Annotated in this window: 22 protein-coding genes; 14 read left to right on the top strand and 8 right to left on the bottom strand. The window is 73.8% G+C overall.

Translation table 11 applies throughout. The features are described from left to right. Positions 1 to 68: 68 nt before the first annotated feature. From ACZ4EF_RS24175 to sucD, 5 genes are all read left to right on the top strand, one after another. Positions 69 to 1,193 carry an ATP-binding protein gene (locus tag ACZ4EF_RS24175; protein ID WP_355336836.1) on the top strand — a complete coding sequence of 375 codons (1,125 nt, stop codon included), beginning with the start codon at positions 69 to 71 and terminating at the stop codon, positions 1,191 to 1,193. Then, positions 1,190 to 4,015, top strand: a complete 2,826-nt coding sequence (locus ACZ4EF_RS24170; protein WP_467506372.1) for a DUF5682 family protein — start codon at positions 1,190 to 1,192, stop codon at positions 4,013 to 4,015. The genes ACZ4EF_RS24175 and ACZ4EF_RS24170 overlap by 4 nt, the downstream gene beginning before the upstream one ends. Next, entirely contained in the window at positions 4,008 to 5,156 is a 1,149-nt protein-coding gene (locus ACZ4EF_RS24165) for a VWA domain-containing protein (protein WP_355336838.1), read from the top strand. The genes ACZ4EF_RS24170 and ACZ4EF_RS24165 overlap by 8 nt, the downstream gene beginning before the upstream one ends. 301 nt (positions 5,157 to 5,457) lie before the next feature. Next, entirely contained in the window at positions 5,458 to 6,630 is a 1,173-nt protein-coding gene (sucC, locus tag ACZ4EF_RS24160) for an ADP-forming succinate--CoA ligase subunit beta (RefSeq protein WP_355336839.1), read from the top strand. 21 nt (positions 6,631 to 6,651) lie between these two features. Beyond that, positions 6,652 to 7,536 (top strand): succinate--CoA ligase subunit alpha, encoded by an 885-nt coding sequence (sucD, locus tag ACZ4EF_RS24155; RefSeq protein ID WP_355336840.1) that lies wholly within the window; start codon positions 6,652 to 6,654, stop codon positions 7,534 to 7,536. 156 nt (positions 7,537 to 7,692) lie between these two features. Here sucD and ACZ4EF_RS24150 read toward each other — a convergent pair whose 3' ends face one another. Then, positions 7,693 to 8,643, bottom strand: a complete 951-nt coding sequence (locus tag ACZ4EF_RS24150; protein ID WP_467506371.1) for a SigE family RNA polymerase sigma factor — start codon at positions 8,641 to 8,643, stop codon at positions 7,693 to 7,695. 464 nt (positions 8,644 to 9,107) lie between these two features. Here ACZ4EF_RS24150 and ACZ4EF_RS24145 point away from each other — a divergent pair, with 464 nt between their 5' ends. Further along, positions 9,108 to 10,658 carry a cell division protein PerM gene (locus ACZ4EF_RS24145; protein ID WP_467506370.1) on the top strand — a complete coding sequence of 517 codons (1,551 nt, stop codon included), beginning with the start codon at positions 9,108 to 9,110 and terminating at the stop codon, positions 10,656 to 10,658. A gap of 239 nt (positions 10,659 to 10,897) precedes the next feature. Here ACZ4EF_RS24145 and ACZ4EF_RS24140 read toward each other — a convergent pair whose 3' ends face one another. Continuing rightward, entirely contained in the window at positions 10,898 to 11,701 is an 804-nt protein-coding gene (locus ACZ4EF_RS24140) for a hypothetical protein (RefSeq protein WP_355336843.1), read from the bottom strand. Positions 11,702 to 11,985: 284 nt separating this feature from the next. On the opposite strand from ACZ4EF_RS24140, the gene purN reads away from it, so the two are divergent. Both purN and purH read left to right on the top strand, forming a co-directional pair. Further along, positions 11,986 to 12,627 (top strand): phosphoribosylglycinamide formyltransferase, encoded by a 642-nt coding sequence (gene purN, locus ACZ4EF_RS24135; protein WP_355336844.1) that lies wholly within the window; start codon positions 11,986 to 11,988, stop codon positions 12,625 to 12,627. Next, on the top strand, positions 12,614 to 14,164 hold the full coding sequence (gene purH, locus ACZ4EF_RS24130; RefSeq protein WP_355336845.1) for a bifunctional phosphoribosylaminoimidazolecarboxamide formyltransferase/IMP cyclohydrolase: 1,551 nt from the start codon (positions 12,614 to 12,616) through the stop codon (positions 14,162 to 14,164). The genes purN and purH overlap by 14 nt, the downstream gene beginning before the upstream one ends. A gap of 228 nt (positions 14,165 to 14,392) precedes the next feature. On the opposite strand, the gene ACZ4EF_RS24125 is transcribed toward purH, so the two are convergent. Continuing rightward, positions 14,393 to 15,136, bottom strand: a complete 744-nt coding sequence (locus ACZ4EF_RS24125; protein WP_355336846.1) for an RDD family protein — start codon at positions 15,134 to 15,136, stop codon at positions 14,393 to 14,395. Positions 15,137 to 15,492: 356 nt separating this feature from the next. Here ACZ4EF_RS24125 and ACZ4EF_RS24120 point away from each other — a divergent pair, with 356 nt between their 5' ends. The 5 genes from ACZ4EF_RS24120 to ACZ4EF_RS24100 all read left to right on the top strand — a co-directional run bounded on the left by ACZ4EF_RS24120 (position 15,493) and on the right by ACZ4EF_RS24100 (position 20,264). Continuing rightward, entirely contained in the window at positions 15,493 to 16,356 is an 864-nt protein-coding gene (locus tag ACZ4EF_RS24120) for a bifunctional methylenetetrahydrofolate dehydrogenase/methenyltetrahydrofolate cyclohydrolase (protein ID WP_467506369.1), read from the top strand. Then, positions 16,346 to 16,912 (top strand): DUF3017 domain-containing protein, encoded by a 567-nt coding sequence (locus tag ACZ4EF_RS24115; RefSeq protein ID WP_467506368.1) that lies wholly within the window; start codon positions 16,346 to 16,348, stop codon positions 16,910 to 16,912. Before ACZ4EF_RS24120 ends, ACZ4EF_RS24115 begins: the two co-directional genes overlap by 11 nt. Before the next feature lie 707 nt (positions 16,913 to 17,619). After that, the gene (locus ACZ4EF_RS24110) at positions 17,620 to 18,489 is read left to right on the top strand and encodes a helix-turn-helix domain-containing protein (RefSeq protein WP_467506367.1); all 870 of its coding nucleotides are present in this window, start codon (positions 17,620 to 17,622) and stop codon (positions 18,487 to 18,489) included. Between the two features lie 242 nt (positions 18,490 to 18,731). After that, positions 18,732 to 19,721 (top strand): malate dehydrogenase, encoded by a 990-nt coding sequence (locus ACZ4EF_RS24105; protein ID WP_467506366.1) that lies wholly within the window; start codon positions 18,732 to 18,734, stop codon positions 19,719 to 19,721. Positions 19,722 to 19,784: 63 nt separating this feature from the next. Next, positions 19,785 to 20,264 carry a GNAT family N-acetyltransferase gene (locus ACZ4EF_RS24100; RefSeq protein ID WP_391050479.1) on the top strand — a complete coding sequence of 160 codons (480 nt, stop codon included), beginning with the start codon at positions 19,785 to 19,787 and terminating at the stop codon, positions 20,262 to 20,264. Between the two features lie 27 nt (positions 20,265 to 20,291). On the opposite strand, the gene pdxR is transcribed toward ACZ4EF_RS24100, so the two are convergent. Continuing rightward, positions 20,292 to 21,779, bottom strand: coding sequence for a MocR-like pyridoxine biosynthesis transcription factor PdxR (gene pdxR, locus ACZ4EF_RS24095; protein ID WP_467506365.1), 1,488 nt, complete (start codon positions 21,777 to 21,779; stop codon positions 20,292 to 20,294). Between the two features lie 28 nt (positions 21,780 to 21,807). On the opposite strand from pdxR, the gene ACZ4EF_RS24090 reads away from it, so the two are divergent. Continuing rightward, on the top strand, positions 21,808 to 22,290 hold the full coding sequence (locus ACZ4EF_RS24090; RefSeq protein WP_467506364.1) for a carboxymuconolactone decarboxylase family protein: 483 nt from the start codon (positions 21,808 to 21,810) through the stop codon (positions 22,288 to 22,290). 59 nt (positions 22,291 to 22,349) lie between these two features. Here the strand turns inward: ACZ4EF_RS24090 and hemC are convergent, their stop codons facing one another. From hemC to trpS, 4 genes are all read right to left on the bottom strand, one after another. Next, the gene (gene hemC / locus ACZ4EF_RS24085; RefSeq protein WP_467506388.1) at positions 22,350 to 23,288 is read right to left on the bottom strand and encodes a hydroxymethylbilane synthase; all 939 of its coding nucleotides are present in this window, start codon (positions 23,286 to 23,288) and stop codon (positions 22,350 to 22,352) included. Positions 23,289 to 23,445: 157 nt separating this feature from the next. Further along, positions 23,446 to 24,075 carry an LUD domain-containing protein gene (locus tag ACZ4EF_RS24080; RefSeq protein ID WP_391163345.1) on the bottom strand — a complete coding sequence of 210 codons (630 nt, stop codon included), beginning with the start codon at positions 24,073 to 24,075 and terminating at the stop codon, positions 23,446 to 23,448. Positions 24,076 to 24,246: 171 nt separating this feature from the next. After that, positions 24,247 to 24,828, bottom strand: coding sequence for a 2'-5' RNA ligase family protein (locus tag ACZ4EF_RS24075; RefSeq protein ID WP_355336854.1), 582 nt, complete (start codon positions 24,826 to 24,828; stop codon positions 24,247 to 24,249). A gap of 135 nt (positions 24,829 to 24,963) precedes the next feature. Continuing rightward, entirely contained in the window at positions 24,964 to 25,977 is a 1,014-nt protein-coding gene (gene trpS, locus ACZ4EF_RS24070) for a tryptophan--tRNA ligase (protein WP_391050482.1), read from the bottom strand. Between the last annotated feature and the right edge of the window lie 16 nt (positions 25,978 to 25,993).

The following is a 25,993-nucleotide window of genomic DNA, read 5'->3' as shown; positions in this document are numbered from 1 at the left end:
CAGTGGTCGGGTGCATCGTGGAGAACAGCTCGGACCACGCGGGTCCGACGGATGAGTGGGGGAGAGCCATGACCGGTACGACGGGTGCCGAGACCGACAGCGGCACCGGCGCCGAGCAGGCCCTGAGGCCGCACGCGGAGGACGCGTTCGCGGACGAGCTCAAGGCGCTCGCCGCGGCGGACGACCGGCCGCGCCCCGCCCGGTGGAATCTCTCGCCCTGGGCCGTGGCCACCTACCTGCTCGGCGGGACACTGCCCGACGGCACGGTCGTCACACCGAAGTACGTGGGCCCGCGGCGGATCGTCGAGGTGGCCGTGACCACGCTCGCCACCGACCGGGCGCTGCTGCTGCTCGGCGTGCCGGGCACCGCGAAGACCTGGGTGTCGGAACACCTCGCCGCCGCGATCAGCGGCGACTCGACACTGCTGGTGCAGGGCACCGCGGGCACCCCCGAGGAGGCCATCCGCTACGGGTGGAACTACGCGCAGCTCCTCACCAACGGCCCCAGCAGGGACGCGCTGGTGCCCAGCCCCGTCATGCGGGCGATGGCCGAGGGCCGGCTCGCGCGCGTCGAGGAGCTGACCCGCATCCCGGCGGACGTCCAGGACTCGCTGATCACGATCCTGTCCGAGAAGACCCTGCCGATACCGGAGTTGGGCGCCGAGACACAGGCCGTACGCGGCTTCAACCTCATCGCGACCGCCAACGACCGCGACCGCGGGGTCAACGACCTCTCCAGCGCGCTGCGCCGCCGCTTCAACACGGTCGTGCTGCCGCTGCCCGCCTCCGCTGAGGACGAGATCGACATCGTCTCCCGCCGGGTCGACCAGCTCGGCCGCGGCCTCGACCTTCCGGCCGCCCCGGAGGGCGCCACCGAGATCCGCCGGGTCGTCACCGTCTTCCGCGAACTGCGCGGCGGCGTCACCGAGGACGGCCGCACCAAGCTCAAGTCCCCCTCGGGCACGCTCTCCACGGCCGAGGCGATCTCCGTGGTCACCAACGGCCTCGCGCTCGCGGCCCACTTCGGGGACGGCGTGCTGCGGGCCGGTGATGTCGCCGCGGGCATCCTCGGCGCGGTCGTCCGCGACCCGGCCGCCGACCGGCTGATCTGGCACGAGTATCTGGAGACGGTCGTCCGCGAGCGGGACGGCTGGAAGGACTTCTACCGCGCCTGCCGCGAGGTGTCGGCATGACGGTCATGGACGCCGCCACCGGCGGCACGACGACGGGTGACCGCGCGGCGGGCGGCACGCGGACGGCTGACGGTACGGCGGTGCCCGGTCGCGCGGAGGACGGTGCGACGGCGGCCGGAAGCGGGCCGGAGGACCGCGCGGCGGAAGGACTCCGGGCCGGGGCGGTGCCCGCCGCCGTCGTCCGCGGCGGTGCGGGCGGCCACTACGGCGACGACCTCGTACTGCTCGGGGTCCGGCACCACGGGCCCGGGTCCGCGCGGGCGGTGCGGGCCGCGCTCGACGCCTACCGGCCGCAGGCCGTGCTCATCGAGGGGCCGCCGGAGGCCGACGCGCTGCTCGCGCTGGCCGCCGACCCCGCGATGCGCCCGCCCGTCGCGCTGCTGGCGCACGTGGTGGACGACCCGGCGCGGGCCGGGTTCTGGCCCTTCGCCGAATTCTCGCCCGAGTGGGTGGCGATCCGGTGGGCCGCGCAGGCGGGCGCCGACGTCCGCTTCATCGACCTCCCGGCCGCGCACACCCTCGCGCTGCGCGCCGCCGCGGAGGAAGAGGAGGCCGCGTCCGGCGGCCCGGACGCGGAAGGGCCGGTACGGGGGCCGGTGCGAGAAGGAGAGGAAGAGGAGCAGCCCGCCGAGGGGGAGGCGGCCGGAGGGGATACGGACGACGGCGGGGCGGCGGCTGCCGCGCGGATCGACCCGCTGGCCGTCCTCGCCAGGGCCGCCGGGTACGACGACCCGGAGCGTTGGTGGGAGGACGCGGTCGAGCACCGGGGCGGCACGGCGGACGGCGACGGCGACGGCGACCCGCTCGTCCCCTTCGCGGCGCTCGCCGAGGCCATGGCGGCGATCCGCGAGACCTACGGCGACGGCGGCCACGCCCAGGACCCGCTGCGCGAGGCCCACATGCGGCTGCGGGTCCGCGAGGCGCGCAAGGCGTACGAGCGGACGGCGGTGGTCTGCGGCGCCTGGCATGTGCCCGCCCTCACCGAGCGGACGACGGCCACCGCCGACCGGCAGCTCCTCAAGGGCCTGCCCAAGGCGAAGGTCGAGACGACCTGGGTGCCGTGGACCCACCGGCGGCTGGCCAGGGCCAGCGGATACGGCGCGGGCATCGACTCGCCGGGCTGGTACCGGCACCTGTTCACCGCGCGGGACCGCCCGGTGACCCGCTGGATGACGAAGGTGGCGGGGCTGCTCAGGGAGGAGGACCTGCCGGTCTCCTCGGCCCACGTCATCGAGGCGGTACGGCTGGCCGACACGCTCGCCGCGATGCGGGGCCGCCCGCTGGCCGGTCTCGGCGAGACCACCGACGCGGTCCGCGCGGTGATGTGCGACGGCTCCGACGTGCCGCTCGCCCTGATCCAGGACCGGCTGGTCGTCGGCGACGTGCTCGGTGAAGTCCCGCCGGACGCGCCCGCGGTGCCGCTCGCCCGTGACCTCGCCCGCGAGCAGCGCAGGCTCCGGCTCAAGCCCGAGGCGCTGGAGAAGGAGCTGGAGCTGGACCTGCGCAAGGAGATGGACGCGGGCCGCAGCCGCCTGCTGCACCGGCTGACGATGCTCGGCATCGGCTGGGGCGAACCGGCCGTCGCCCGGCACGGCAAGGGCACCTTCCGTGAGACGTGGCGGCTGCGCTGGGAGCCGGAGTTGGCGGTACGGATCGCCGAGGCCGGGATCTGGGGCACCACCGTGGGGTCGGCCGCCACGGCCAAGGCCGAGGACGCCGCCGTGCACAGCGACGCGCTCGCCGCCGTCACCTCGGTCGCCGAACAGTGCCTGCTCGCCGGGCTGTCCGACGCGCTCCCCGTCGTCATGCGCGTCCTCGCCGACCGCGCCGCGCTCGACGCCGACGTCTCCCACCTCGCCGCCGCGCTGCCCGCGCTGGTCCGTGCCGTCCGTTACGGCGACGTCCGCGGCACCGACTCCGCCGCCCTCGGCGAGGTCGCGGAGGGCCTGGCCTCCCGTATCTGCGTCGGCTTCCCCCCGGCCTGCGTCGGCCTCGACGCCGACGGCGCGGCGGCGCTGCGCACCCACATGGACGAGGTCCACCGCGCGATCGGCCTCCTCCCCTCCCCGGCCCCGCACCCTGCGGTCGGCCCAGGACCGGCGGTTGGCCCGGCCCAGACGGACGCACCCGCCCCCGACTCCGAGCCCGCCTCCGGCACCGCACCCGCGCCCGGCACCGCACCCGCACCCGGCACCGCACCCGCCTCCGGCACCGCGCTGGTCTCCGGGGCCAGCCCGCAGGGGTGGGGGGATGTTTCTGGGGGGGACCTTCGGGAGCGGTGGGCGGGGACGCTGCGGGGGTTGGCCGAGCGGGACGGGGCGATACCCGGGCTGCTGCGGGGGGCCGCGACGCGGCTGCTCATGGACGACGGGCGGATCGAGGCGGAGGACGCGGCGCGGCTGATGGGGCTGGCGCTGTCGCCGGGGACGGGGCCCGCGGAGGGGGCCGCGTGGATCGAGGGGTTCCTGTCCGGCGGCGGGATGCTGCTGGTGCACGACGAGCGGCTGCTGGCGCTGGTCGACGGCTGGCTGGCGGCCGTACCGGCGACGGCGTTCAACGACGTGCTGCCTCTGCTGCGGCGGACCTTCGCGGACTTCGAGACCGGAGTGCGGCGCAGCGTGGGGGAGTTGGTGCGGCGCGGCCCCTCGGCGGCGCGCCGCCCGGCCACCGCGTCGGACCCGGGCCTGCCCGGCTTCGGCACCGGCCTCGACGCGGCCCGCGCCGACGCCGTCCTGCACACCGTCCGGCTGCTGCTGGGCACGACCACCACGACCGATCTCGCCGCCAGGCTGACCAACGAGGGGGACCAGGCAGATGACTGACACCGATGAGCGGCTGCGCCGCTGGCGGCTCGTGCTCGGCGGCGGGGGCGCCGACGGCACCGGGTGCGAACTGACCGGCAGGGACGCGGCGATGGACCGTACCCTCGGCGCGCTGTACGGCGGCACGGGCAGCGCCTCGGGGCGCGGGGCGGACCGTTCTGCGGGCCTCGGCGGCTCCGCGCCGCAAGTGGCCCGCTGGCTCGGCGACATCCGTACGTACTTCCCCAGCTCCGTCGTCCAGGTGATGCAGCGGGACGCGATCGACCGGCTCGGGCTGTCGGCGCTGCTGCTGGAGCCGGAGATGCTGGAGGCCGTGGAGGCCGACGTGCACCTGGTCGGCACGCTGCTGTCGCTGAACAAGGCGATGCCCGACACCACCAAGGAGACGGCGCGGATGGTGGTCCGCAAGGTCGTGGACGACCTGGAGAAGCGGCTCGCCACCCGGACCCGCGCTACCCTCACCGGCGCGCTCGACCGCTCGGCGCGGGTCAGCCGCCCTCGGCACCGGGACATCGACTGGAACCGCACGATTCGCGCCAACCTCAAGAACTACCTGCCCGAGCACGGCACCGTCGTGCCCGAGCGGCTGATCGGTTACGGCCGCGCCGACCAGGCGGTGAAGAAGGACGTCGTCCTCTGCATCGACCAGTCGGGTTCGATGGCCGCCTCCGTCGTCTACGCGTCCGTCTTCGGCGCCGTCCTGGCCTCGATGCGCTCGATCGCCACCAAGCTCGTCGTCTTCGACACCGCCGTGGTCGACCTCACCGACGAGCTGGACGACCCGGTGGACGTGCTGTTCGGCACCCAGCTCGGCGGCGGCACCGACATCAACCGGGCGCTCGCGTACTGCCAGGGCCTGATCACCCGTCCGGCCGAAACCGTCGTCGTACTGATCAGCGATCTCTACGAGGGCGGTATCCGCGACGAGATGCTGAAGCGGGTGGCGGCCATGAAGGCGGCCGGCGTCCAGTTCGTGGCGCTGCTCGCGCTGTCCGACGAGGGCGCGCCCGCCTACGACCACGACCACGCCGCCGCGCTCGCCGCCCTCGGCGCTCCGGCGTTCGCCTGCACCCCCGACCTCTTTCCCGATGTGATGGCAGCGGCGATCGAGAAACGCCCGATTCCGATACCGGAGGCGTGAACGACGATCGGGAACGGACTCGGACGGTGATCTGTGACCGTTCTCACCGCCCACATGTGATCTGCGATTTAGCCCGTCACCGCCCTCGGCGATAACCTGCGAGACGGACATGCCGCGTACTCGGTCACCGTGTGCGCTTCCCTTGTGACAGTGCAGTCGCCCTGCCCGTAGCGGCACGCCCAGGCAGATCAGGCAGAAACGCACGCAGCGCCGCACACATCAGGCGGCAGCAGCTTGCGAAATGCTGAATTCCAGGGAAACCAGGAACCCTGGAAACCAGGGAAAAGGGAGACGGACGCGCGTGGACCTGTTCGAGTACCAGGCGAGGGACCTCTTCGCCAAGCACGGTGTACCGGTGCTGGCCGGTGAAGTCATCGACACGCCTGAGGCGGCGCGCGAGGTGGCGGAGCGACTGGGCGGCCGTGCGGTCGTCAAGGCTCAGGTCAAGGTGGGCGGCCGCGGCAAGGCCGGTGGCGTGAAGCTGGCCGCCGACCCGGCCGACGCGGTGGCCAAGGCCGACGCGATCCTGGGCATGGACATCAAGGGCCACACGGTCCACAAGGTGATGCTCGCCGAGACCGCGGACATCAAGGAGGAGTACTACGTCTCCTTCCTGCTGGACCGCACCAACCGCACCTTCCTCGCCATGGCCTCCGTCGAGGGCGGTGTCGAGATCGAGGTCGTCGCCGAGGAGAACCCGGACGCGCTGGCCAAGGTCCCGGTCGACGCCCTGGAGGGTGTGACCCCGGAGAAGGCCGCCGAGATCGTCGCCGCCGCGAAGTTCCCGGCCGACATCGCCGACCAGGTCGCCTCCGTCCTCCAGCAGCTCTGGACCGTCTTCGTCAAGGAAGACGCCCTGCTGGTCGAGGTCAACCCGCTGGTCAAGACCGGCGAGGGCAAGATCGTCGCGCTCGACGGCAAGGTCTCGCTCGACGAGAACGCCGCGTTCCGGCAGCCGGAGCACGAGGCGCTCGAGGACAAGGCCGCCGCCAACCCGCTGGAGGCGAAGGCCAAGGCCAAGGGCCTCAACTACGTGAAGCTGGAAGGCGAGGTCGGCATCATCGGCAACGGCGCGGGGCTCGTCATGAGCACCCTCGACGTCGTCGCCTACGCCGGTGAGGCGCACGGCGGCGTGAAGCCCGCCAACTTCCTGGACATCGGCGGCGGCGCGTCCGCCGAGGTGATGGCCAACGGCCTGGAGATCATCCTCGGCGACCCGGACGTCAAGTCCGTCTTCGTCAACGTCTTCGGCGGCATCACCGCCTGCGACGAGGTCGCCAACGGCATCGTGCAGGCCCTGGAGCTGCTCAAGTCCAAGGGTGAGAACGTCACGAAGCCGCTGGTCGTACGCCTGGACGGCAACAACGCGGAGCTGGGTCGCAAGATCCTGTCCGACGCGAACCACCCGCTGGTACAGCGCGTGGACACCATGGACGGAGCGGCCGACAAGGCCGCCGAGCTGGCTGCGAAGTAAGGGACGAGGACACCGACAACCATGGCTATCTTCCTGACCAAGGACAGCAAGGTCATCGTCCAGGGCATGACCGGCGCCACCGGCATGAAGCACACCACGCTCATGCTCGCCGACGGCACGAACATCGTCGGCGGCGTCAACCCGCGCAAGGCGGGCACCACCGTCTCCTTCGACCAGGGCGAGGTCCCGGTCTTCGGCTCCGTCAAGGAGGCCATCGAGGCCACCGGCGCGGACGTGACGGTCATCTTCGTCCCGGAGAAGTTCACCAAGGACGCCGTGGTCGAGGCCATCGAGGCCGAGATCCCGCTCGCCGTGGTGATCACCGAGGGCGTCGCGGTGCACGACTCCGCCGCGTTCTGGGCGCTCGCCCAGGCCAAGGGCAACAAGACCCGGATCATCGGCCCGAACTGCCCCGGCCTGATCACCCCCGGCCAGTCCAACGCGGGCATCATTCCGGGCGACATCACCAAGCCCGGCCGCATCGGCCTGGTCTCCAAGTCCGGCACCCTGACGTACCAGATGATGTACGAGCTGCGCGACATCGGCTTCTCGTCCGCCGTCGGCATCGGCGGTGACCCGATCATCGGCACCACGCACATCGACGCGCTCGCCGCGTTCGAGGCCGACCCCGACACCGACCTGATCGTCATGATCGGCGAGATCGGCGGCGACGCCGAGGAGCGGGCCGCGGCCTTCATCGAGAAGAACGTGACGAAGCCGGTCGTCGGCTACGTCGCCGGTTTCACCGCGCCCGAGGGCAAGACGATGGGCCACGCGGGCGCCATCGTCTCCGGCTCCTCCGGCACGGCGCAGGCCAAGAAGGAGGCCCTGGAGGCCGCGGGCGTCAAGGTCGGCAAGACGCCGTCCGAGACGGCGCGCCTCGCGCGGTCGATCCTGGCCGGCTGACCCGCGGTCGGTTCGGCACGCCACACGGCGCGGGTCCGGTTCCCTTCCTCGGAAGGGGCCGGACCCGCGCCGTTTCCGCGTCGCGCGGACGGAGCTCGGCCCAGCGGCCGTTCGCCGCTGCCCGTCCCCGCCCGGACCGCGCCTACGGCCAAGACCTCAGGGCAGCGGCGGTTTGCCGGTGTCCGGGCGGAGTCGCGCCCCGTGCGCGTCCCGTAGGCCGGGGCGGGGGTTGCGGTGTGCGGCCGGGGGGACGCGGGGCGGGACGCGCGGGGGTACGTCGGTGCGTGCGTCCGTTGCCGCGCGCGCCGGGTCGTCGGAGGGGGCGTGGCCCGGGGCGCCGGGGGTATCGGCGCGGTTCTGGCCCGCCTCGCGGGCGTGCCGGGGCGGCACCGGCTTGCTGTGGTCGGGCGCGACCGCCATGGTCACGACGGTGGCCGTCACGATCAGGGCGGTCAGGGCGAAGGCCGCGACCGTACGCCGCCGTACACCGCGCTCGCTCGCGTCCCGTACGGCGGCCGGTTTCCGGGTACGCGCGGGCGCGGCGTCGTCCTGCTCGTCGGCGAGCAGCGCGCCGAGTTCCACGGACAGGGGCTGGCCGTCCTCGGAGAGTTCCGGCAGCGCCGTGGTCAGGGCGGCCCGCGCGTGGGTGATGCGTGCCGCGGTGATGGGCGTACTGGACTCGGTCTCGGCGGCGGTGCCGGGCAGATCGAGGCCGAGGCCGTCGTAGAGGAGCAGGGCGCGGCGGTGCTCGGGTGGCAGCCGCAGCAGGGCCGCCGCCAAGGGGGCGGGGGCGGCCGGGGCGGCGGGTTCGCGGCGGTGGGCCGGGGCCCAGCGCTGCCAGGGCGCGAGGGCGAACGCGTAGGCGTTCGCGCGCAGCCAGCCGACCGGATCGGCGTCCCGCGCCACCTCCGGCCACCGCTGCCACGCCTGGTCGAAGGCGCGGGCCACGGCGTCGTCGGCGAGCCGCGGACTGCCGGTCAGGACCAGGACCTGGCGTACGAGCGGGTCCGCGCAGTGCGCGTACAGCGCGTCGAAGGCGGCCTCGGGGCTCGGGCCGGGGAGCACCGGCGGGGCCTGTGCCACGACGGGCACGGCGACGACCGCCACGCGGCCCAGACCGACCGGCTCACGGGTGGGCGCGGGGGAGCGCGGGGGCCTTTTGCGCGCCGGAGCCGTGGGCGGAGGGGTCTTCGCCGCGGGGCTCTTGGACGGCGGGCTCTTCGCGGCCGGCCCCTCGGGCGCCGGTCTCTTGGGCGCGGGACCCGCGGGGCTCTCAGGCGGAGCCGGGTCCGCGGCAGGTGCGGGCGCGCCGGACGACGGCGGTTTCTGCCGCTGCCGCGACGTCGGCTTCTGCTTGGCCGGTACGGGCTTGGGCGGTGACTGTGTCCCGCCGGTGCGCCTGCGGGCGCTCACCGCGGCGACCCCGAGCCGTCACGCCGTACCCGTGCTCGTACGGATACCCGTACATGTGACAGTGTGAAAAAAGGACACATAGCGCCCATCATGTGCGACACGACGACCTTTCGCCCGCTGCCGGGGCGAAACGGGTGTTGTTGGCACCATGGGTCGCCGTGACCCATACGACCGATCGCATCGCGGCACTGTCCGCCGAGGCCGCTGCCCGGCGGGTCGCGGCGGCACGCGCCACCGCGTTCGCCGGGGGAGCGGTCGCCGCCGGGCTCGGCCTCGGCGTCCTCGGCGCCGTCGTCCTCCTGCTCTGGATCGCCTCGCCCTTCCCCGACAGCGGCCTCGGCGGCGCCCTGCACGTCGGCGCCGCCCTGTGGCTGCTGGCCCAGGGCGCCGACCTGGTCCGTACGGAGACGCTCTCCGGCGCCGCCGCGCCCATCGGTGTGACCCCGCTGCTGCTCACCGCCCTGCCGGGCTGGCTGCTCTTCCGCGCCGCGGCCTCCGCGGTCCGCACGGCGGCCGGGGGCGAGGACGGCCCGCGGCCCGCGGCCGACGTCCGTACGGTGGCCGCCACCGCGGGCTGGCTGCTCGGCGGATACCTGGCCGCCGCGTCCGGCGCCGTCGCGTACGCCGCGGGCGGGTCCTTCCGCGTCGACGTCCTCGCCGCGCTGCTTTACGTGCCGCTCTTCGCGACCGCCGTGACCGCCGCCGGGGCGTGGTCGGGGTGCGGGCGGCCGTCACTCGCGCGGGTCGGGCCGTACGGCCGGGAGGCCGTCGTCGCGCTGCGGGCCGCCGGGACGGCGGTGGGCGTCGTCATCGGCGGCGGCGCGCTCATCGGCGCCGCCGCCCTCGCGTGGCACGCCGGGGCCGCCGGGCGGACCTTCGCGCAGCTCAGCGCGCCACCGGCCGGACAGCTCGCCGTCCTGCTCGTCGCGGTCGCGCTCGTCCCCAACCTCGCCGTCTGGGGGGCCTCGTACGCGCTCGGGCCGGGGTTCGCCGTCGGCGTCGGCAGCGCGGTCGCTCCCGCCGGGGCCTCCGGCTATCCGACGCTGCCCGGATTTCCGCTGCTCGCGGCGTTGCCGGACGAGGGGAGCGGGGGGTTCGTCGGGTGGGCCACCCTCGTCGTGCCCGTTTGCGCGGGGGTTCTCGTCGCCCGGTCCGTGGGGCGCGCCGCCGACGCGTGGAGCCTGCGGCGTACGGCCTCGGTGGCCTCGGCGGCGGCCCTCGTCACCGGGGTCGCCTTCGCGCTGCTCGCCGCCGTGTCGGGCGGGCCCCTCGGCACCGTCACCCTCGCCGCCTTCGGCCCCTCCTGGTGGGCCACCGGCCTCGCCGCGCTCGCCTGGACGCTGCTGCTCGGTGCGCCCGGGGCCGTGGCGCTGCGCTGGCACCGGGACGGGGCCGCGGTCTTCCGCCCCCGGACCTGGGCCGGTTGGGTCCGGGCCCTGCGGCCCCTCGGCTGGCCTGCCGCCACCGCGCGCGCCGCGCGCGGGCTCTGGGGGCGGTGCGGCCCCGCGGTGCGGCGCCGTGTCGCCGCCTTGCGGCCGACCCGCGCCGTTTCGGCGTCCGCCGAGGTACCGGTACCTGCGGTTCCACCGCCACTTCCTGCGGAGCCGCCTCCTCCGGCCGTTCCGCCCATGCCGACGCTGCCGCCTGCTCCGGTCGCCGCCCCCGACCCCGTCGTCCCCGACCCCGAGCCGGACCCCGGGCCCGAGTAGGCCCCCCCGCCGGGGTCTCGCCGCGCAGTTCCCCGCGCCCCTGAAAAGCAGGCCCTTCGTCTGCGCCCGGCAGAAGAGGTCGAGCCCCGTAGGGGCGCGGGGAACTGCGCGACCAGCCCCCACCGGGCGGACGCTCGGCGGATACGTGGCTGCCCCCCACCGGGGTCGGTGAGGGGCAGGAAGGTCACGCGCCCCCTGGAGGGGGGACCCGAATTCACGCGCCACCCCCCCGGAGGGGGTCAGCGGAGGCCGGGGAAGTCGCGGAGGGGGCTGGGGAGGAGATTCTGGCAGGAGTGCGACGCGGGCGTGGTGAGGGCGTCGCTCTTGCAGGTGAAGTAATCGCGGTAGGCGTACTGCAAGGAGTACGTGGTGACGACCAGCGCGAGCGTCACGGCACTGGTGATGATGCCGCTCCAGGCCGCGGTGACGAAGGAGCGCTGGGCGTCGGGCCCGGGCGCGGGCGGGGCGGGCCGGGGCGTCTGGGTGGCGTCGGCCAGGGCGGAGGCCGCCTCGGCGCGGGCCTTGGCCCGGTCCTGCGGGCTCATGCGGAGCGCGGAGATCCCCCAGTAAAGGGCGAGCGCGCCGAGCAGGAGCCCCACCGGGGTCCAGCCCAGGAGGGCGAAGATCAGTCCCCAGCCGCCGCAGACCAGCGAATAGCGCGACCGCCGCTGGGCGGGGTCGGTGGGGTCGAAGCGCGGGCCGCTGCCCGCGGGTCCGGTGGGACCGCCGCCCTGCTCCGGCCTGCGTCCGAACGGGTCAGGGCGTCCGCCCTGGGGCTGCTGATTGCTCCACCCGTGGCCCCACGCGGTGGGCGCGCCGTGCGGTGGCGGGGGCGGACCCTCCGGCTTGTCCCCGGAGCCGCCTTCCGACGAACCCTCCGACGAGCCCTCCTTCGACGAACCGTCCGAGGGCTGCTGTCGCGGCTGCCATGGACGGTCGGGCGCGCCCTCCGGCGGCGGCGCGAAGGGATTGTCCTGCTGATCGCCCTCGGGCGCGCGCAGCGCGAGACGAATACGGCCGCTGCTCATGATGTGATGCGCCATCCCCTTGGGCTCGACTCCTTCTTCGGCTTGTACCGACGTGTACTGACGTCTTGCAACGACCGTACGACGATGTGCCATCCCTGTCAGATGCGTCACTTACGCCCGCGTGCGGGGCGCGCGAAGTGCCGCTCTCCCGGCAGACGCTACCGTCCGCGCGCTCCCCCGTCCCGTGGGGGCCGCCGGGAGTGCCGGTATCGTTGCTGACGGTCGGCGGCCTCGTAGGGTTCCCCGTCATCCGATCGGCCTCCGACTCGTACGATCCTCTAAACGAGAGAGCACCGCCAGTGGCCGCGCCCGCACACGCCTCCACCCCCGCCCGTCTCGTCGTCCTGGTCTCCGGTTCGGGGACCAATCTCCAGGCGCTGCTCGACGCCATCGAGGCCGATCCCTCGTACGGGGCCGGGGCCCGTGTGGTCGCCGTCGGCGCCGACCGCGACGGCATCGCGGGCCTGGACCGCGCCGTCCGCGCGGGCCTGCCCACCTTCGTCGTCCGCGTCAAGGACCACGAGGACCGCGCCGCCTGGGACCTCGCGCTCGCCGAGGCCACGGCGCGGTACGCGCCCGACCTCGTCGTCTCCGCGGGCTTCATGAAGATCGTCGGCAAGGAGTTCCTGGCCAGGTTCGGCGGCCGGATCATCAACACCCACCCCGCGCTGCTGCCGAGTTTCCCCGGCGCCCACGGTGTACGCGACGCGCTCGCGTACGGCGCCAAGGTGACCGGGTGCACCGTCCACTTCGTCGACGACGGCGTCGACACCGGCCCGGTCATCGCCCAGGGCGTGGTCGAGGTCCGGCCGGACGACACGGAGGACGCGCTCCACGAGCGCATCAAGGAAGTCGAGCGACGACTGCTCGTCGAGACCGTGGGGCGCTTGGCGCGCCACGGCTACCGCATTGAGGGACGAAAGGTTCATGTCGGTGAATAAGCCCATCCGTCGCGCGCTGATCAGTGTCTACGACAAGACGGGTCTCGAAGACCTGGCCCGCGGTCTGCACGAGGCGGGGGTGGAACTGGTGTCGACCGGGTCGACCGCCGCGAAGATCGCCGCCGCGGGCGTCCCCGTCACCAAGGTCGAGGAGCTGACCGGCTTCCCCGAGTGCCTGGACGGCCGGGTCAAGACGCTGCACCCGCGCGTCCACGCGGGCATCCTCGCCGATCTGCGCCTGCCCGACCACCAGCGGCAGCTCGCCGAACTCGGCGTCGAGCCGTTCGAGCTGGTCGTCGTCAACCTCTACCCGTTCAAGGAGACCGTCGCCTCGGGCGCGAGCCCTGACGAGTGCGTCGAGCAGATCGACATCGGCGGCCCCTCGATGGTCCGCGCCGCCGCCAAGAACCACCCGTCGGTCGCCGTCGTCGTCAGCCCGAACCGGTACGCCGACGTCCTGGCCGCCGTCCGCGACGGCGGCTTCGACCTCGCCGCCCGCAAGCGGCTCGCCGCCGAGGCGTTCCAGCACACCGCCGCGTACGACGTGGCCGTCGCCTCCTGGTTCCTGGACGGCTATGCGTCCAACGAGGAGTTCCCCGAGTTCAGCGGGCAGACGTACGACCTCCAGCAGACGCTGCGCTACGGCGAGAACCCGCACCAGGGCGCCGCGCTCTACAGCGACGGCAGCGGAAAGGGGCTGGCCGGGGCGGAGCAGTTGCACGGCAAGGAGATGTCGTACAACAACTACGTCGACACCGACGCCGCCCGCCGTGCCGCGTACGACCACGAGGGCGTCTGCGTCGCGATCATCAAGCACGCCAACCCGTGCGGGATCGCGGTCGGCACGGACGTCGCCGACGCCCACCGCAAGGCGCACGCCTGCGACCCGGTCTCCGCGTACGGCGGCGTCATCGCCGTCAACCGGCCCGTGTCGGTGGCTATGGCCGAGCAGGTCGCCGAGATCTTCACCGAGGTGATCGTCGCTCCCGGGTACGAGGACGGCGCCGTCGAGATCCTCGCGCGCAAGAAGAACATCCGCGTCCTGCGCTGCGCCGACGGGCCTGAGACCGTCACCGAGTACAAGCCCATCGAGGGCGGCCTCCTCGTCCAGGCCAAGGACCGCTTCCAGGCCGAGGGCGACGACCCCGAGACCTGGACCCTCGCCACCGGGGACGCGCTGACGGCGGCCCAGCTCGCCGAACTGGCCTTCGCCTGGCGCGCCTGCCGCGCCGTCAAGTCCAACGCCATTCTTCTCGCGAAGGGCGGCGCCACGGTCGGCGTCGGCATGGGGCAGGTCAACCGGGTCGACTCCGCCAGGCTCGCCGTCGAGCGCGCCGGGGCCGAGCGCGCCACCGGCTCCTACGCCGCCTCCGACGCCTTCTTCCCGTTCCCCGACGGGCTTGAGGTCCTCACCGCCGCCGGGGTCGCCGCCGTCGTCCAGCCGGGCGGGTCCATCCGCGACGAAGCCGTCATCGAGGCGGCGGCCAAGGCGGGAGTCACGATGTACCTGACGGGGACGCGGCACTTCTTCCACTAGGACCCTGGCGGTACGCCGATCCTTCACAGGGCGCGGGGACCGCGCGCCCGGCCGTGACGTGCTCGCACGTCACCACCGGCCCCGGCGGGGCGGACCGGTGGTCTTCGGACCACCGGCCGGTGGGGCAGGCCGCGCGGTTCCCCGCGCACGCGGCCCCGCGGGTCGGCCGATGACCCGTTCGTCATCTACACCGCTCGCGGCCCCGCGCACGCGGCCCCGCGGGGTCGGTCAGGACTGGTCCTTGATGACCACGGTGTGGACCATCTTGTCGGCGAAGGTCTGCTTCTTCGCGTCCCACAGCGGCCAGAGGAACCCGAGGTAGCACGGCAGGCCGTCCAGGACGTGGAGCAGGCGGCGGCCGAAGGCGAGGCCGAAGCCGAGGGTGGAGCCGTCGTGTTCGCGCAGGAGGCGGATGCCGACGATCTTCTTGCCGGGGGTCTGCCCGGTGCTGCCCTCGCGGTAGCAGAGGAAGAGCATGGCGACGAGGCTGAGCAGGCCGCCGATGAGGATCAGCGCGACGGAACCGCCGGAGACGTGCGGGTTGGGGCACGCGTCGCGGGGGATGCCCGCGTCGTCGCAGTCCTGCCAGCGGTCGGCGAGCTTGACGGACATCTGGGTGTAGCCCGCGATGACCAGGCCGCCCGGTACGAGGTTGAACATCAGCGCGTCGAGCAGCGTGGCACCGAGCCGGGCGCCCCAACCGGCCAGCGGGGGCATGCCGGGCGGCAGGTTCCCCTGCGGGTAGCCGTACGGCGCCTGGCCCGGGTAGCCGCCGCCGGGGTAGCCGTAGCCGCCGGGCTGCTGCTGTTGCTGCGGGTATCCGGGGTAGCCGCCGGGCTGCTGCTGGTACGGGCCCGGCTGCTGCGGGACGCCCTGGCCGTACGGGTTCTGCGCGTAGGGCGGCTGCTGCGGCGGCTGGGACGGTCCGCCGTACGGGTTTCCGGGGCCGGGAGGGCCGGGGGGTTGGCTCACGTGCTGCTTCCTTACGCGCGCGGCTGGGACGACAGGGCCGGTCGGGACGGCGGCGGCCGGACCGCATCCGTCGTATATCCGTCGTACTGGCCCAATCGGGGGACGAGGCCACATCGTGGGGCCCCTGTGCCCCGGCGCGCAAGGGACCAGAGGTGTCGGACCGAGGTCGGGACGGTGCCTCCACGGTGCGGCGGTCCGGGCAGCGGCCGGGGCACCGGTCGAGGCACCCGTCCGGGCGTCGGCGGGCGTCGGCGGGGGCCGGGCACGGCACAGGCGGCGCTCAGGTGGCACCCAGGCGGGGTTCGCGCCGGGGGCGGATTGGTCCGGCGCGGGTCCGATCCGCGAGAATGGCGGGCATGACCGCCCAGATTCTCGATGGCAAGGCCACCGCCGCCGCGATCAAGTCCGAACTCGCCGAACGCGTCAAGGCGCTGAAGGCCCGCGGGATCACCCCCGGCCTCGGCACGCTGCTGGTCGGCGACGACCCGGGCAGCAAGTGGTACGTCGCGGGCAAGCACCGCGACTGCGCGCAGGTGGGCATCGGCTCCATCCAGCGTGAACTCCCGGACACCGCCACGCAGGAGGAGATCGAGGCGGCCGTCCGCGAGCTGAACGCGGACCCGGCCTGCACCGGCTACATCGTGCAGCTCCCGCTCCCCAAGGGCATCGACACCAACCGGGTGCTGGAGCTGATGGACCCGGCCAAGGACGCGGACGGGCTGCACCCGATGAGCCTCGGCCGACTCGTGCTCAACGAGACCGGGCCGCTGCCCTGCACCCCCAACGGCATCGTGGAGCTGCTGCGCCGCCATGGCGTGGAGATCAACGGCGCCGACGTGGTCGTGGTCGGCCGCGGCATCACCGTGGGCCGCTCGATCGGCCTGCTGCTGACCCGTAAGTCGGAGAACGCGACGGTCACCTTGTGCCACACCGGCACCCGTGACCTCTCCGCGCATCTGCGACAGGCCGACATCGTCGTGGCCGCCGCCGGTGTGCCGCACATCATCAAGCCGGAGGACGTGAAGCCGGGCGCGGCCGTCCTGGACGTCGGCGTGAGCCGCGACGAGAACGGCAAGATCGTCGGTGACGTGCATCCGGGCGTGGCCGAGGTGGCCGCCTGGATCTCGCCGAACCCCGGTGGCGTCGGCCCGATGACGCGGGCGCTGCTCCTCCAGAACGTGGTGGAGGCGTCCGAGCGGGCCGCGGGCGATGTCGGCTGATCCGGGTCCTGCGGCAGGGGCCGCGGACTTCGGCGCCGGGGGGCCGGGGACCGGCCGGACGCCGGGGGAGGGCCGTGAGAACGGCTCGGGCCCGGCGCCGGTGCCCGCGCCCGCGTCCGCCGGGCACTCCTCTGGGCACTCCCTCGGACAGGCGGCCGGAATCACCGGGGAGCACGGCAGGCACGAGGCCGGGCCCGGCAGGACCACCGCGCGTCCCGAGGGCGGCGGCCGGGCGGCGGGCAAGGACGCCCCCGCGCCCGCCCGGCAGTGGCCGATCCTGCTGGTCATCTGCGGCGCGGCCATCGGGCTGATCGTCACGGCGGCCGGCGCCTTCCGCGCGGGCACGATCGTGATCGGGGCGTCGCTGCTGGTCGGCGCCGCGCTGCGCTGGGGCGTGACGGCGGTCGGCATGCTCGCGGTCCGCAGCCGGTTCACTGATGTGATCACGTACGGGCTGTTCGGTCTCGCGATCGTGCTGCTGGCGCTGATGGCGCAGCCGGATCCGCTGATCAGGATTCCGTTCCTGGAGGACATCATCCACTTCTCGGTGCGGTAGCCCGGAACGGTGGGCTGACGCGGGGCCAGGTTCTTTGGGGGCGCCGCCGCGTGGGCGCTCCGCTTAGGTCGCCAGCGGCCCCCGGCGGGGCACCCCGGTTGTTTCCCGACCAACGGCCGGTGGTGGGTTGCTCGCGCGGTTCCTCGCGCCCCTGGCGGGGCGGGGCCCCTTTTGCATGGGGGGCGGGCCGGTCTTTTTGGGGGCGCGGGGAACTGCGCGGCCAGCCATGGCGCTTCGCGCAGGTCGCCAGCGGCCCCCGGCGGGGCAGCCCGGTTGTTTCCCGGCCTCCGGCCGGTGGTGGGTTGCGCGCGCGGTTCCTCGCGCCCCTGACGGGGCGGGCCCTCTTTCGTATGGGGGGCGGGCCGGTCTTTTTGGGGGCGCGGGGAACTGCGCGGCCAGCCACGGCGCTCGCGCAGGTCGCCACCGGCCCCCGGCGTGGCAGCCCGGTTGTTTCCCGGCCACCGGCCGGTGGTGGGTTGCGCGCGCAGTTCCTCGCGCCCCTGGCGGGGCGCATCCCCCGGGGCGGGCGCTGGGCCGCGACAGCGGTGGCGCGGACGAAGAGCTGGCCTCGGAGGCGGCCGGGGCCCGGCACCCGGCAATAGCAGGTCCGGACGAGTTCGGGGAGGCTGTCCGGAAAGTCCCCCCGACAAGGGGACACCCGTTCTAGCGTTGCCCCCGGCGGGGGACTCGTTGAGATAGGGGGCACGATGGGGCAGTGGGAGCCGTTGGCGGAGCGGATTCCGGTGGATGTGCGGCGGCTGGCCGTGCAGTTACGCCGGATGAAGGACCGCGGCGGCCTGACGGTCCCGGCGCTGGCGGCGCGCACGGCGCAGTCCGCGGAGTCGTGGGAGAAGTACCTCAACGGCAGGCAACTGCCGCCGCTGGACGCGGTGGAGGTGCTGGCGCAGGCGAGCGGCGCGGACTACGACCGGGTCGGCGCGCTGTGGAAGCTGGCGGAGAAGGCCGCGACCGGCACCGGCGACAGGGGCCGGGGCAAACCCGTACCGCATCCCGATCCGCTGGACCCGCTGGGCCCGGAGGAGGGCCTGCCGGGCAACCGCCGCCGCAGGGCGCTGCTGTTCGGTACAGCGGGGGTGCTGGCGATCGGCGCGGCGGTGACGGTGCTGCTCGCGGCGGGCCCGAGCACCGGGCGGGCCCCGGCGCCCGAGGCGGCGCCGACGGTGACCGACCGGGCGGGCGCGCCGCTGACGCCGGGAGCGAAGGGCGCGGCGCCCCGTACGTCGCCCGGCACGGGCGGCGCGCCGGGAAGAACCGCCCCCACGGCCGAGCCCTCGGTGACGGTGATGACGGGCGACGGCTCCCCGTCCGCCGGTCCGCCGGGAACACCCGGTGCCACGGCCACCCACGGCGCGGGCCCCGGCAGCGCGCCGAGCGGTGGCGCTCCCGGCACCGTACCGACCGATTCCGGGTCCCCTTCGGCGCCCGCCTCCGGAGGAACCGTTTCTCCTACGAATACGCCCACGGGTCCGCCGTCCCCGACCGCGAGCGCCACCGGCCGCGGCGGCCTGTGCCTCGGCCTGCTCGTCGTCAACCTCTGCGTGGGCGGCCAGGGCTGAGACGCGCGGACCCGCGGCGCACCGCGCAAACCCGCGGACGCGGGTCCCGCGCGGCACGGGAACGTCACCCGGCGGCCTTCCCGGTGACCGGGGCCACACGCCCTCGCGTCACCGGCGGCGCCGCCGCGCGATAGCCTGACAGACGGCTCTCTTGACGACGAGAGAGTCACGTTCCGGGGCCGCTCGGGCCACTGCCGGGGCGGCAATGCCAGGTACCCGCAGGAAAAGGCCAGGAGAAGGCAATGACTCGCACCCCCGTCAACGTCACCGTCACCGGAGCGGCAGGCCAGATCGGCTACGCCCTCCTCTTCCGCATCGCCTCGGGCCACCTGCTCGGCGCGGACGTGCCGGTGAGGCTCCGTCTGCTGGAGATCCCCCAGGGCCTGAAGGCCGCGGAGGGGACCGCGATGGAGCTGGACGACGCCGCCTTCCCGCTCCTCCAGGACATCGACATCACCGACGACCCGAACGTGGCCTTCGACGGCGCCAACGTCGCGCTGCTGGTCGGCGCCCGCCCCCGCACCAAGGGCATGGAGCGCGGCGACCTGCTGGAGGCCAACGGCGGCATCTTCAAGCCGCAGGGCAAGGCCATCAACGACCACGCGGCCGACGACATCAAGGTCCTGGTCGTCGGCAACCCGGCGAACACCAACGCGCTCATCGCGCAGTCCGCCGCCCCCGACGTACCGGCCGAGCGCTTCACCGCGATGACCCGCCTGGACCACAACCGCGCGGTCGCGCAGCTCGCGAAGAAGACCGGCGTGCCGGTCTCGGAGATCAAGCGGCTCACCATCTGGGGCAACCACTCGGCGACCCAGTACCCCGACATCTTCCACGCCGAGGTCGCGGGCAAGAACGCCGCCGAGGTCGTCAACGACGAGCAGTGGCTGGCCGACACCTTCATCCCGACCGTCGCCAAGCGCGGCGCCGCGATCATCGAGGCGCGTGGCGCGTCCTCCGCCGCCTCCGCCGCGTCGGCCGCCCTCGACCACGTCCACACCTGGGTCAACGGCACCGCGGAGGGCAACTGGACCTCCATGGGCATCGTCTCCGACGGCTCCTACGGCGTCCCGGCCGGTCTCATCTCGTCCTTCCCGGTCACCACGAAGAACGGCGCCTTCGAGATCGTCCAGGGCCTGGAGATCAACGAGTTCTCCCGCGCGCGCATCGACGCGTCCGTGAAGGAGCTGGAAGAGGAGCGCGCCGCCGTGCGCGAGCTGGGCCTCATCTGAGTCCCGCCTCTTTTCCGTCGGTAAGGGGTCCCGCCCTGGTGCGGGGCCCCTTACGTTTGCCCCATGGACGTCATCCTGCGCGAGGTACGCGACTCGGACCTGCCCGTCTTCTTCGTTCAGATGCAGGACCCCGAGGCGGTACGGATGGCCGCGTTCACCGCCGAGGACCCGTCGGACAGCGCCCGCTTCCACGCCCACTGGGCCCGCGTCCGCGCCACCCCCGGCGTCGTCAACCGCACGGTCGTCGCGGCCTCCGACGGTACGGTCGTCGGCCACGCCGCCGTCTACGGCCCGCCCGAGGAGCGCGAGGTCACGTACTGGATCGGCCGCGAGTTCTGGGGCCGCGGCGCCGCCACCGCCGCCCTCCGCCAACTCCTCGCCGTCGCCCCCGAACGCCCCCTGCACGCCCGCGCCGCCGCCGACAACCCCGGCTCGATCCGCGTCCTGCGCAAATGCGGCTTCCACCCCACCGGCACCGACCGCGGCTTCGCGAACGCCCGCGGTGAGGACATCGACGAAGTCCTCCTCACCCTCCCCGCCTGACCTCGACTCCCTTCTCCGCCGGCCCACTTACCCGGGCGACAGGACCTCGCACAGGCGGGAGAGGGCGCCGGAGAAGGCGTGGTCGGGGGGCGTGGCGTAGCCGATGACGAGGGAAGTGGGGGCGTGGGCGGTGGGGGCGCCGTAGACGGGGAGGCCGCTGAGGGCCAGGCCGAGGGCGTGGGCGCGGTCCACGAGGGCTTGCAACGGGCCGGTCTCCGGGGGGAGTTCGAGTACGGCGTGCAGGCCCGCGGCGATGCCGGAGACCCGGACGTGGGGCGCGTGTTCGGCCAGGGCCGCCACCAGGCGGTCGCGGCGGGCGCGGTAGTGCAGGCGCATGCGGCGTACGTGGCGGTCGTACGCGCCCGATCCGATGAATTCGGCGAGGGTCAACTGGTCGAGCACCGGCGAGTGGTGGTCGGCCATCCGCTTCTCGCGCACGACCGCGTCCAGCAGGTGCGGCGGCAGCGCGAGCCACGCCAGCCGCAGGCCAGGCGCGAGGCTCTTGCTGGCCGTGCCCGCGTACACGACGTGTCCGGGCGCGAGGCCCTGGAGGGCGCCGACGGGCTGCCGGTCGTAGCGGAACTCCCCGTCGTAGTCGTCCTCCAGGATCACCGCGCCGGTGCTCCGCGCCCACCCCGTGACGGCCGTCCGGCGCCCGGGGGACAGCGGCACACCGGTCGGGAACTGGTGCGCGGGGGTCAGCAGCACCGCCTGCGCCGAGCCGTCCAGGCGGTCCACCCGCGCCCCGTCGCCGTCCACGTCCAGCGGCACCGTCTCAAGTCCCGCCGTGCGCAGCAGCGTTCGGGTGTCCGGGAAGCCCAGCGCCTCGACGGCGATCCGGCGGGCGCCCCGGCCGTACAGCGCGCGGGCCAGCAGACCGACGCCCTGCACGTACCCCGTGCAGATCATCAGGTGCTCCGGGTCGGTCCGCACCCCGCGCACCCGCGCGAGATACGTACTCAGCGCCGCCCGCAACTCCGGCCGCCCGCGCGGGTCGGTGTACCCGAACGCCTCGTTCGGCGCCGCGGCCAGCGCCCGCCGCGCCGCCGCCGACCACGCGGCGCGCGGAAAGGACGACAGGTCGGGCGAGCCGGGCCACAGGCTGTACGGGAGGCCGGTCGCGTTGTCCGGCACCAGCTCGACCGGGGTGACGGGCGTACGGCGCACGGGGGCGCGCTCCGCCCGGCCGGGGACCGCGGCCGGGCGCGGCGCCACCGTCGTGCCCGAGCCCTGCCGCGCGGTCAGCCACCCCTCGGCGACGAGCTGCGCGTACGCGTCCGCGACCGTGTTGCGCGCGAGGCCCAGATCCCCGGCCAGCACCCGGCTGGACGGCAGGCGGGTACCGGGGGAGAGGCGGCCGTCGCGCACGGCCTCGCGCAGGGCCCGCTCAAGACCGGCCCGCGCGCCGCCGCCCGCCGCGGCCCGCGCGGCGGGGAGGTCGAGCAGCAGGTCGTAGTCGGCGGTGCGCTCACCGCGAGTGGCCCAGTCGTTCATGCTCCAAGTGGACCACGGCATGGAGCCACTTTCCTCCTACGGTGGAGGCATGACGACGATGACCGACGACACCGCTACCGTTCCCGCGCCCGCGCGCCGGATCGACCTCAACGACAAGGCCCCCGACTTCTACGCGGCCATGGCCGCCCTCGACAAGGCCGCCGCCCGCGGCCTCGACCCCGCCGTCCGCGAACTCGTCCGCGTCCGCGTCTCCCAGCTCAACGGCTGCGCCTACTGCGTCGACAAGCACAGCGCCGACGCCCGCACCCTCGGCCTCACCGAGCAGAAGCTGTACGGCGTCACCGTCTGGCGCGAGACGCCCTTCTGCACCGCCCGCGAGCGCGCCGCCCTCGCCCTGGCCGAGGCCGTCACCCACCTCGGTGACCACGGCGTCCCCGACGCCGTCTTCGACGAGGCGGCCCGGCTCTTCGACGCCGACGAATTCCCCCGCCTCCTGGCCATGTGCGTCACCATGAACGCCTGGAACCGGATCGGCGTCTCCTGCCGGATGTCCCCAGCGGTCCGCGCGTAAGGCGCGGTACGGCCGCCGGTCAGGTCACGCGCCGGGCGGCGGTACGGCCGCCGGTCGCGTCACGCGTCGGGGTGGCGCGCCGCGTCGAGCAGGGAATGGGCGCCCCGCGCGGCGAGTTCCGAGGCCAATTCCCTTCCGAGCCTTTCCGGCCGCTGCGCCGGACCGCTGACGGTGGCGGAAATCTGCGTCCTGCCGTCGAGAGACGTGACCTGTCCGAACAGCCGCAGATTTCCGGCCGGGTCCAATTCGGCGTAACCCCCGACCGGAACGCTGCACCCGCCGTGCAATTCGGCGAGGAAGGCGCGTTCGGCGCGGACCCGCGCGTCGACGGAGGCGTCACCCGCGCAGGCGAGCAGGTCGCGGACGGCGGTGTCGTCCGCACGGATCTGGATGCCGAGGGCGCCCTGGCCCGGACTCGGCGGGAAGAGGTCGAGCGGCAGCACCTCGCTCACAGCGCCGTCGAGACCGAGGCGGCGCAGGCCCGCCAGGGCCAGCACGACCGCGTCCAGCCCCTCGGTCGCCAGCTTCTCCAGGCGCGGCGGTACGTTGCCGCGAATCGGCACGATCCGCACGTCAGGGCGTACGGCCAGGAGTTGGCCGATCCGGCGGGCCGCCCCCGTACCGACCCTGGCCCCCTCCGGCAGCCCGGCGAGCGTCGCCCCGCACAGCGCGTCGGCCACGTCCTCCCGCCCCGGCGGCGGCAACAGGGTCAGGCCCGGCGGATTCGACGTCGGCAGGTCCTTGAGGGAGTGGACGACCACATCCACGTCACCGCGTGCCAGCGCGGCCTCCTGCTCGGTGCTGAACGCCGAACCGCCGCTCACCGCCGACACGTTGGCCAGCGGTGAGCGCCGGTCGCGGTCGCCGCCCTCCACGATCACCCGGTGCGTGAAGGTCACCTCGGGAAACCGCTCCCTCAACGGCGCCAGATATTCACGCACTTGCGCCCTGGCGAGGTCGCTCCCGCGCGATCCGACAATGCAACGGCCCTGCTTCACATTCGCCAATTGGCCATGCCTCCAAGCGTTTCCGCTTCACCCTAAACCCGGCCGCCACCTCCTTTTGCACACACGTTGTCGGCAATACCGCGCGCCAGTGGACCGACAGGGGACCGGCCGTCAACCGGCCGTGGAGCGGCCGTCAACGGGCGGTGCCTCAGAAGCCGATGGGCTCGCGGAGCAGCAGTACGGTGCCGCGCCCCGGCACGTACTCCGCGTTGAGGACCAGGAGGCGGTTCACGGTGCTCGGCCAGCCGTGCACCTCCATGGTCCTGGCGCTCTCCAGCGGCAGGCAGTGCTCCTCCACCCGGCGCAGTGCCGTCTCCAGGTCCGGCACGACCTTCTGCGCGCCCACCACCCAGATCGCGCGCCCCGCCCCGCCCGCGTACCCGGGCAACTGGCTCCCGCTGCCCGACGCGATCACCAGCGACCCCGTCTCGGTGACGGCGGCGACGCTCCCGACGCTGACGTCCGGAGCGGCCAGCGCCCGCCGGATCGCGTCCGCCTCGCTCGCCCGGTCCATGGCCAGCACGCGCGGCTTGACCGCCTCGTACCGCCCGCTCCCGTTGATGTCCTCCTCGATCCCGGACAGCCGCAGCGTCTCGCTGGCCCCGGTGAACACGCTCGCGCCCGGCGGGATCAGCTCGCCCACCCGGACCCGCGCGGCGGCCACGTCGTCGAGGATCTCCGCGTCGAAGCCGTGCAGCACCAGAGCCTCCGCCGCCCGCTCCAGCCGCTCCGCCGCCACCGCTTCCGTGAACGTGACGGCCGATGTCCGCGTACCCATGATCACTCCCGGCTTTCTGCCCGACCTGACGAATCAGCGCACCGCCCGTGGGTGGGCGGTGCGCTGATGTGTCGCACGGAAGCGGCCGAATGTGACCGACGGGGACGGCTTACGGTCGAAGCGCGGTCGAAGCGCGGCAGGAGTCGCGGCCGGGCCGCCCCCGCAGCGCCGTTACAGCCGCGTCGCGGCCTTGGCGGACTGCTGGTGCGGGACGGCCGAGAGGCCCTCACGGCCGAAGGGGTACTCGCGCATCTTGCGCCAGACGCCGTCCTCGCCCTGCTCGTAGAGGGCGAAGCTGATCGCGGTCCAGGCGGCGGAGAAGGTGGCGAGCTCGGACTGGGCCAGGTCCATGGCGGGGTCGGGGATGCCGTGGGCGACCGTGACGTGCGGGTGGTACGGGAACTGGAGCTCGCGGGAGACGGGTCCCGAGCGGACCTGCTCCTGGAGCTGGGCGCAGGCGTCGCCGCCGTCGGCGAGGCGGACGTAGACCACGGGGGAGAGCGGCCGGAAGGTGTCCGTGCCGTGCAGCCGCATCAGGAAGGGGCGGCCGTCGGCGGCGACCTGCGCGAGGTGGCGGCGCAGCGCCGGAAGCGCGCCGCAGTCGACCTCGGTGGGCGGCAGCAGCGTGACGTGGGTGGGGATCGCGTACGCCGCCGGATCGCCGAAACCGGCGCGCCGCTCCTGGAGCAGGCGCCCGTACGGCTCCGGGACCGCGATGGACACGCCGATCGTGGTGGTCGTGGAGGTCCCCACTGCGCTCACCCCTTTCCCCGTTCAGCCGGCCGCGTGGTCACCCCCGCGCGATGACCCCGCATGGTCATACAGCCATCATGCGGGACAATCATGCGAGAGCAGAAAAATCGTCCTCGGTACCGCCCCGTACCGTACTCAGTGCTTGGCGGGCAGGAACCCGACCCGGTCGTACGCCCCGGCCAGCGTCTCCGCCGCCACGGCGCGCGCCTTCTCGGCACCCTTCGCCAGCACCGCGTCCAACGTCTCCGGGTCCCCCAGATACTCCTGCGTACGCTCACGGAACGGTGTGACCCACTCCACGAAGATCTCCGCGAGGTCGGTCTTCAGCGCACCGTAGCCCTTGCCCTCGTACCGCTCCTCGAGTTCCGGAATTCCGGTACCGGTGAGCGCGGAGTGAATCGTGAGCAGATTGCTGATGCCCGGCTTGTCTTTTTCGTCATATTTGACGACCGTGCCGGTGTCCGTCACCGCGCTGCGGAACTTCTTCGCCGACGTCTTCGGCTCGTCCAGCAGATTGACCAGGCCCTTCGGCGACGCCGCCGACTTGCTCATCTTGGCCGTCGGGTCCTGGAGGTCGTAGATCTTCGCGACCTCCCGCACGATGTGCGGCGCCGGGATGGTGAAGGTCGGGCCGAAGCGCGTGTTGAACCGCTCCGCCAGGTCCCGGGTCAGCTCGATGTGCTGCCGCTGGTCCTCGCCGACCGGCACCGCGTCCGCCTGGTACAGCAGGATGTCCGCGACCTGGAGGATCGGATACGTGAACAGGCCGACCGTCGAGCGGTCCGCGCCCTGCTTGGCCGACTTGTCCTTGAACTGCGTCATCCGGGACGCCTCACCGAAGCCGGTCAGGCAGTTCATCACCCAGCCGAGCTGGGCGTGCTCGGGCACATGGCTCTGGATGAACAGCGTGCAGCGGTCCGGGTCGAGCCCGGCGGCCAGGAGCTGGGCGGCGGCCAGCCGCGTGTTCGCCCGCAGCTCGGCCGGGTCCTGCGGCACGGTGATCGCGTGCAGGTCGACCACCATGTAGAAGGCGTCGTGCGTCTCCTGGAGCGCCACGTACTGGCGGATCGCCCCCAGGTAGTTCCCCAGGTGGAACGAACCGGCGGTGGGCTGGATACCGGAAAGCGCGCGCGGGCGATCTGTTGCCATGTCCATCATTCTCTCA

The organism is Streptomyces sp. NPDC025721 (assembly GCF_055558595.1).
Note: the sequence above shows the minus strand (reverse complement) of the source record. Positions and strands in the feature narration are given on the sequence as shown.

Bases quoted from the DNA above. Each gene is read 5' to 3' on its own strand.
- ACZ4EF_RS24175 (WP_355336836.1), top strand. From the start codon at position 69: ATGACCGGTACGACGGGTGCCGAGACCGACAGCGGCACCGGCGCCGAG.
- ACZ4EF_RS24170 (WP_467506372.1), top strand. From the start codon at position 1,190: ATGACGGTCATGGACGCCGCCACCGGCGGCACGACGACGGGTGACCGC.
- ACZ4EF_RS24165 (WP_355336838.1), top strand. From the start codon at position 4,008: ATGACTGACACCGATGAGCGGCTGCGCCGCTGGCGGCTCGTGCTCGGC.
- sucD (WP_355336840.1), top strand. From the start codon at position 6,652: ATGGCTATCTTCCTGACCAAGGACAGCAAGGTCATCGTCCAGGGCATG.
- ACZ4EF_RS24140 (WP_355336843.1), bottom strand. From the start codon at position 11,701: ATGGCGCATCACATCATGAGCAGCGGCCGTATTCGTCTCGCGCTGCGC.
- purH (WP_355336845.1), top strand. From the start codon at position 12,614: ATGTCGGTGAATAAGCCCATCCGTCGCGCGCTGATCAGTGTCTACGAC.
- ACZ4EF_RS24120 (WP_467506369.1), top strand. From the start codon at position 15,493: ATGACCGCCCAGATTCTCGATGGCAAGGCCACCGCCGCCGCGATCAAG.
- ACZ4EF_RS24115 (WP_467506368.1), top strand. From the start codon at position 16,346: ATGTCGGCTGATCCGGGTCCTGCGGCAGGGGCCGCGGACTTCGGCGCC.
- ACZ4EF_RS24110 (WP_467506367.1), top strand. From the start codon at position 17,620: ATGGGGCAGTGGGAGCCGTTGGCGGAGCGGATTCCGGTGGATGTGCGG.
- ACZ4EF_RS24105 (WP_467506366.1), top strand. From the start codon at position 18,732: ATGACTCGCACCCCCGTCAACGTCACCGTCACCGGAGCGGCAGGCCAG.
- ACZ4EF_RS24100 (WP_391050479.1), top strand. From the start codon at position 19,785: ATGGACGTCATCCTGCGCGAGGTACGCGACTCGGACCTGCCCGTCTTC.
- pdxR (WP_467506365.1), bottom strand. From the start codon at position 21,779: ATGCCGTGGTCCACTTGGAGCATGAACGACTGGGCCACTCGCGGTGAG.
- ACZ4EF_RS24090 (WP_467506364.1), top strand. From the start codon at position 21,808: ATGACGACGATGACCGACGACACCGCTACCGTTCCCGCGCCCGCGCGC.
- ACZ4EF_RS24080 (WP_391163345.1), bottom strand. From the start codon at position 24,075: ATGGGTACGCGGACATCGGCCGTCACGTTCACGGAAGCGGTGGCGGCG.
- trpS (WP_391050482.1), bottom strand. From the start codon at position 25,977: ATGGCAACAGATCGCCCGCGCGCGCTTTCCGGTATCCAGCCCACCGCC.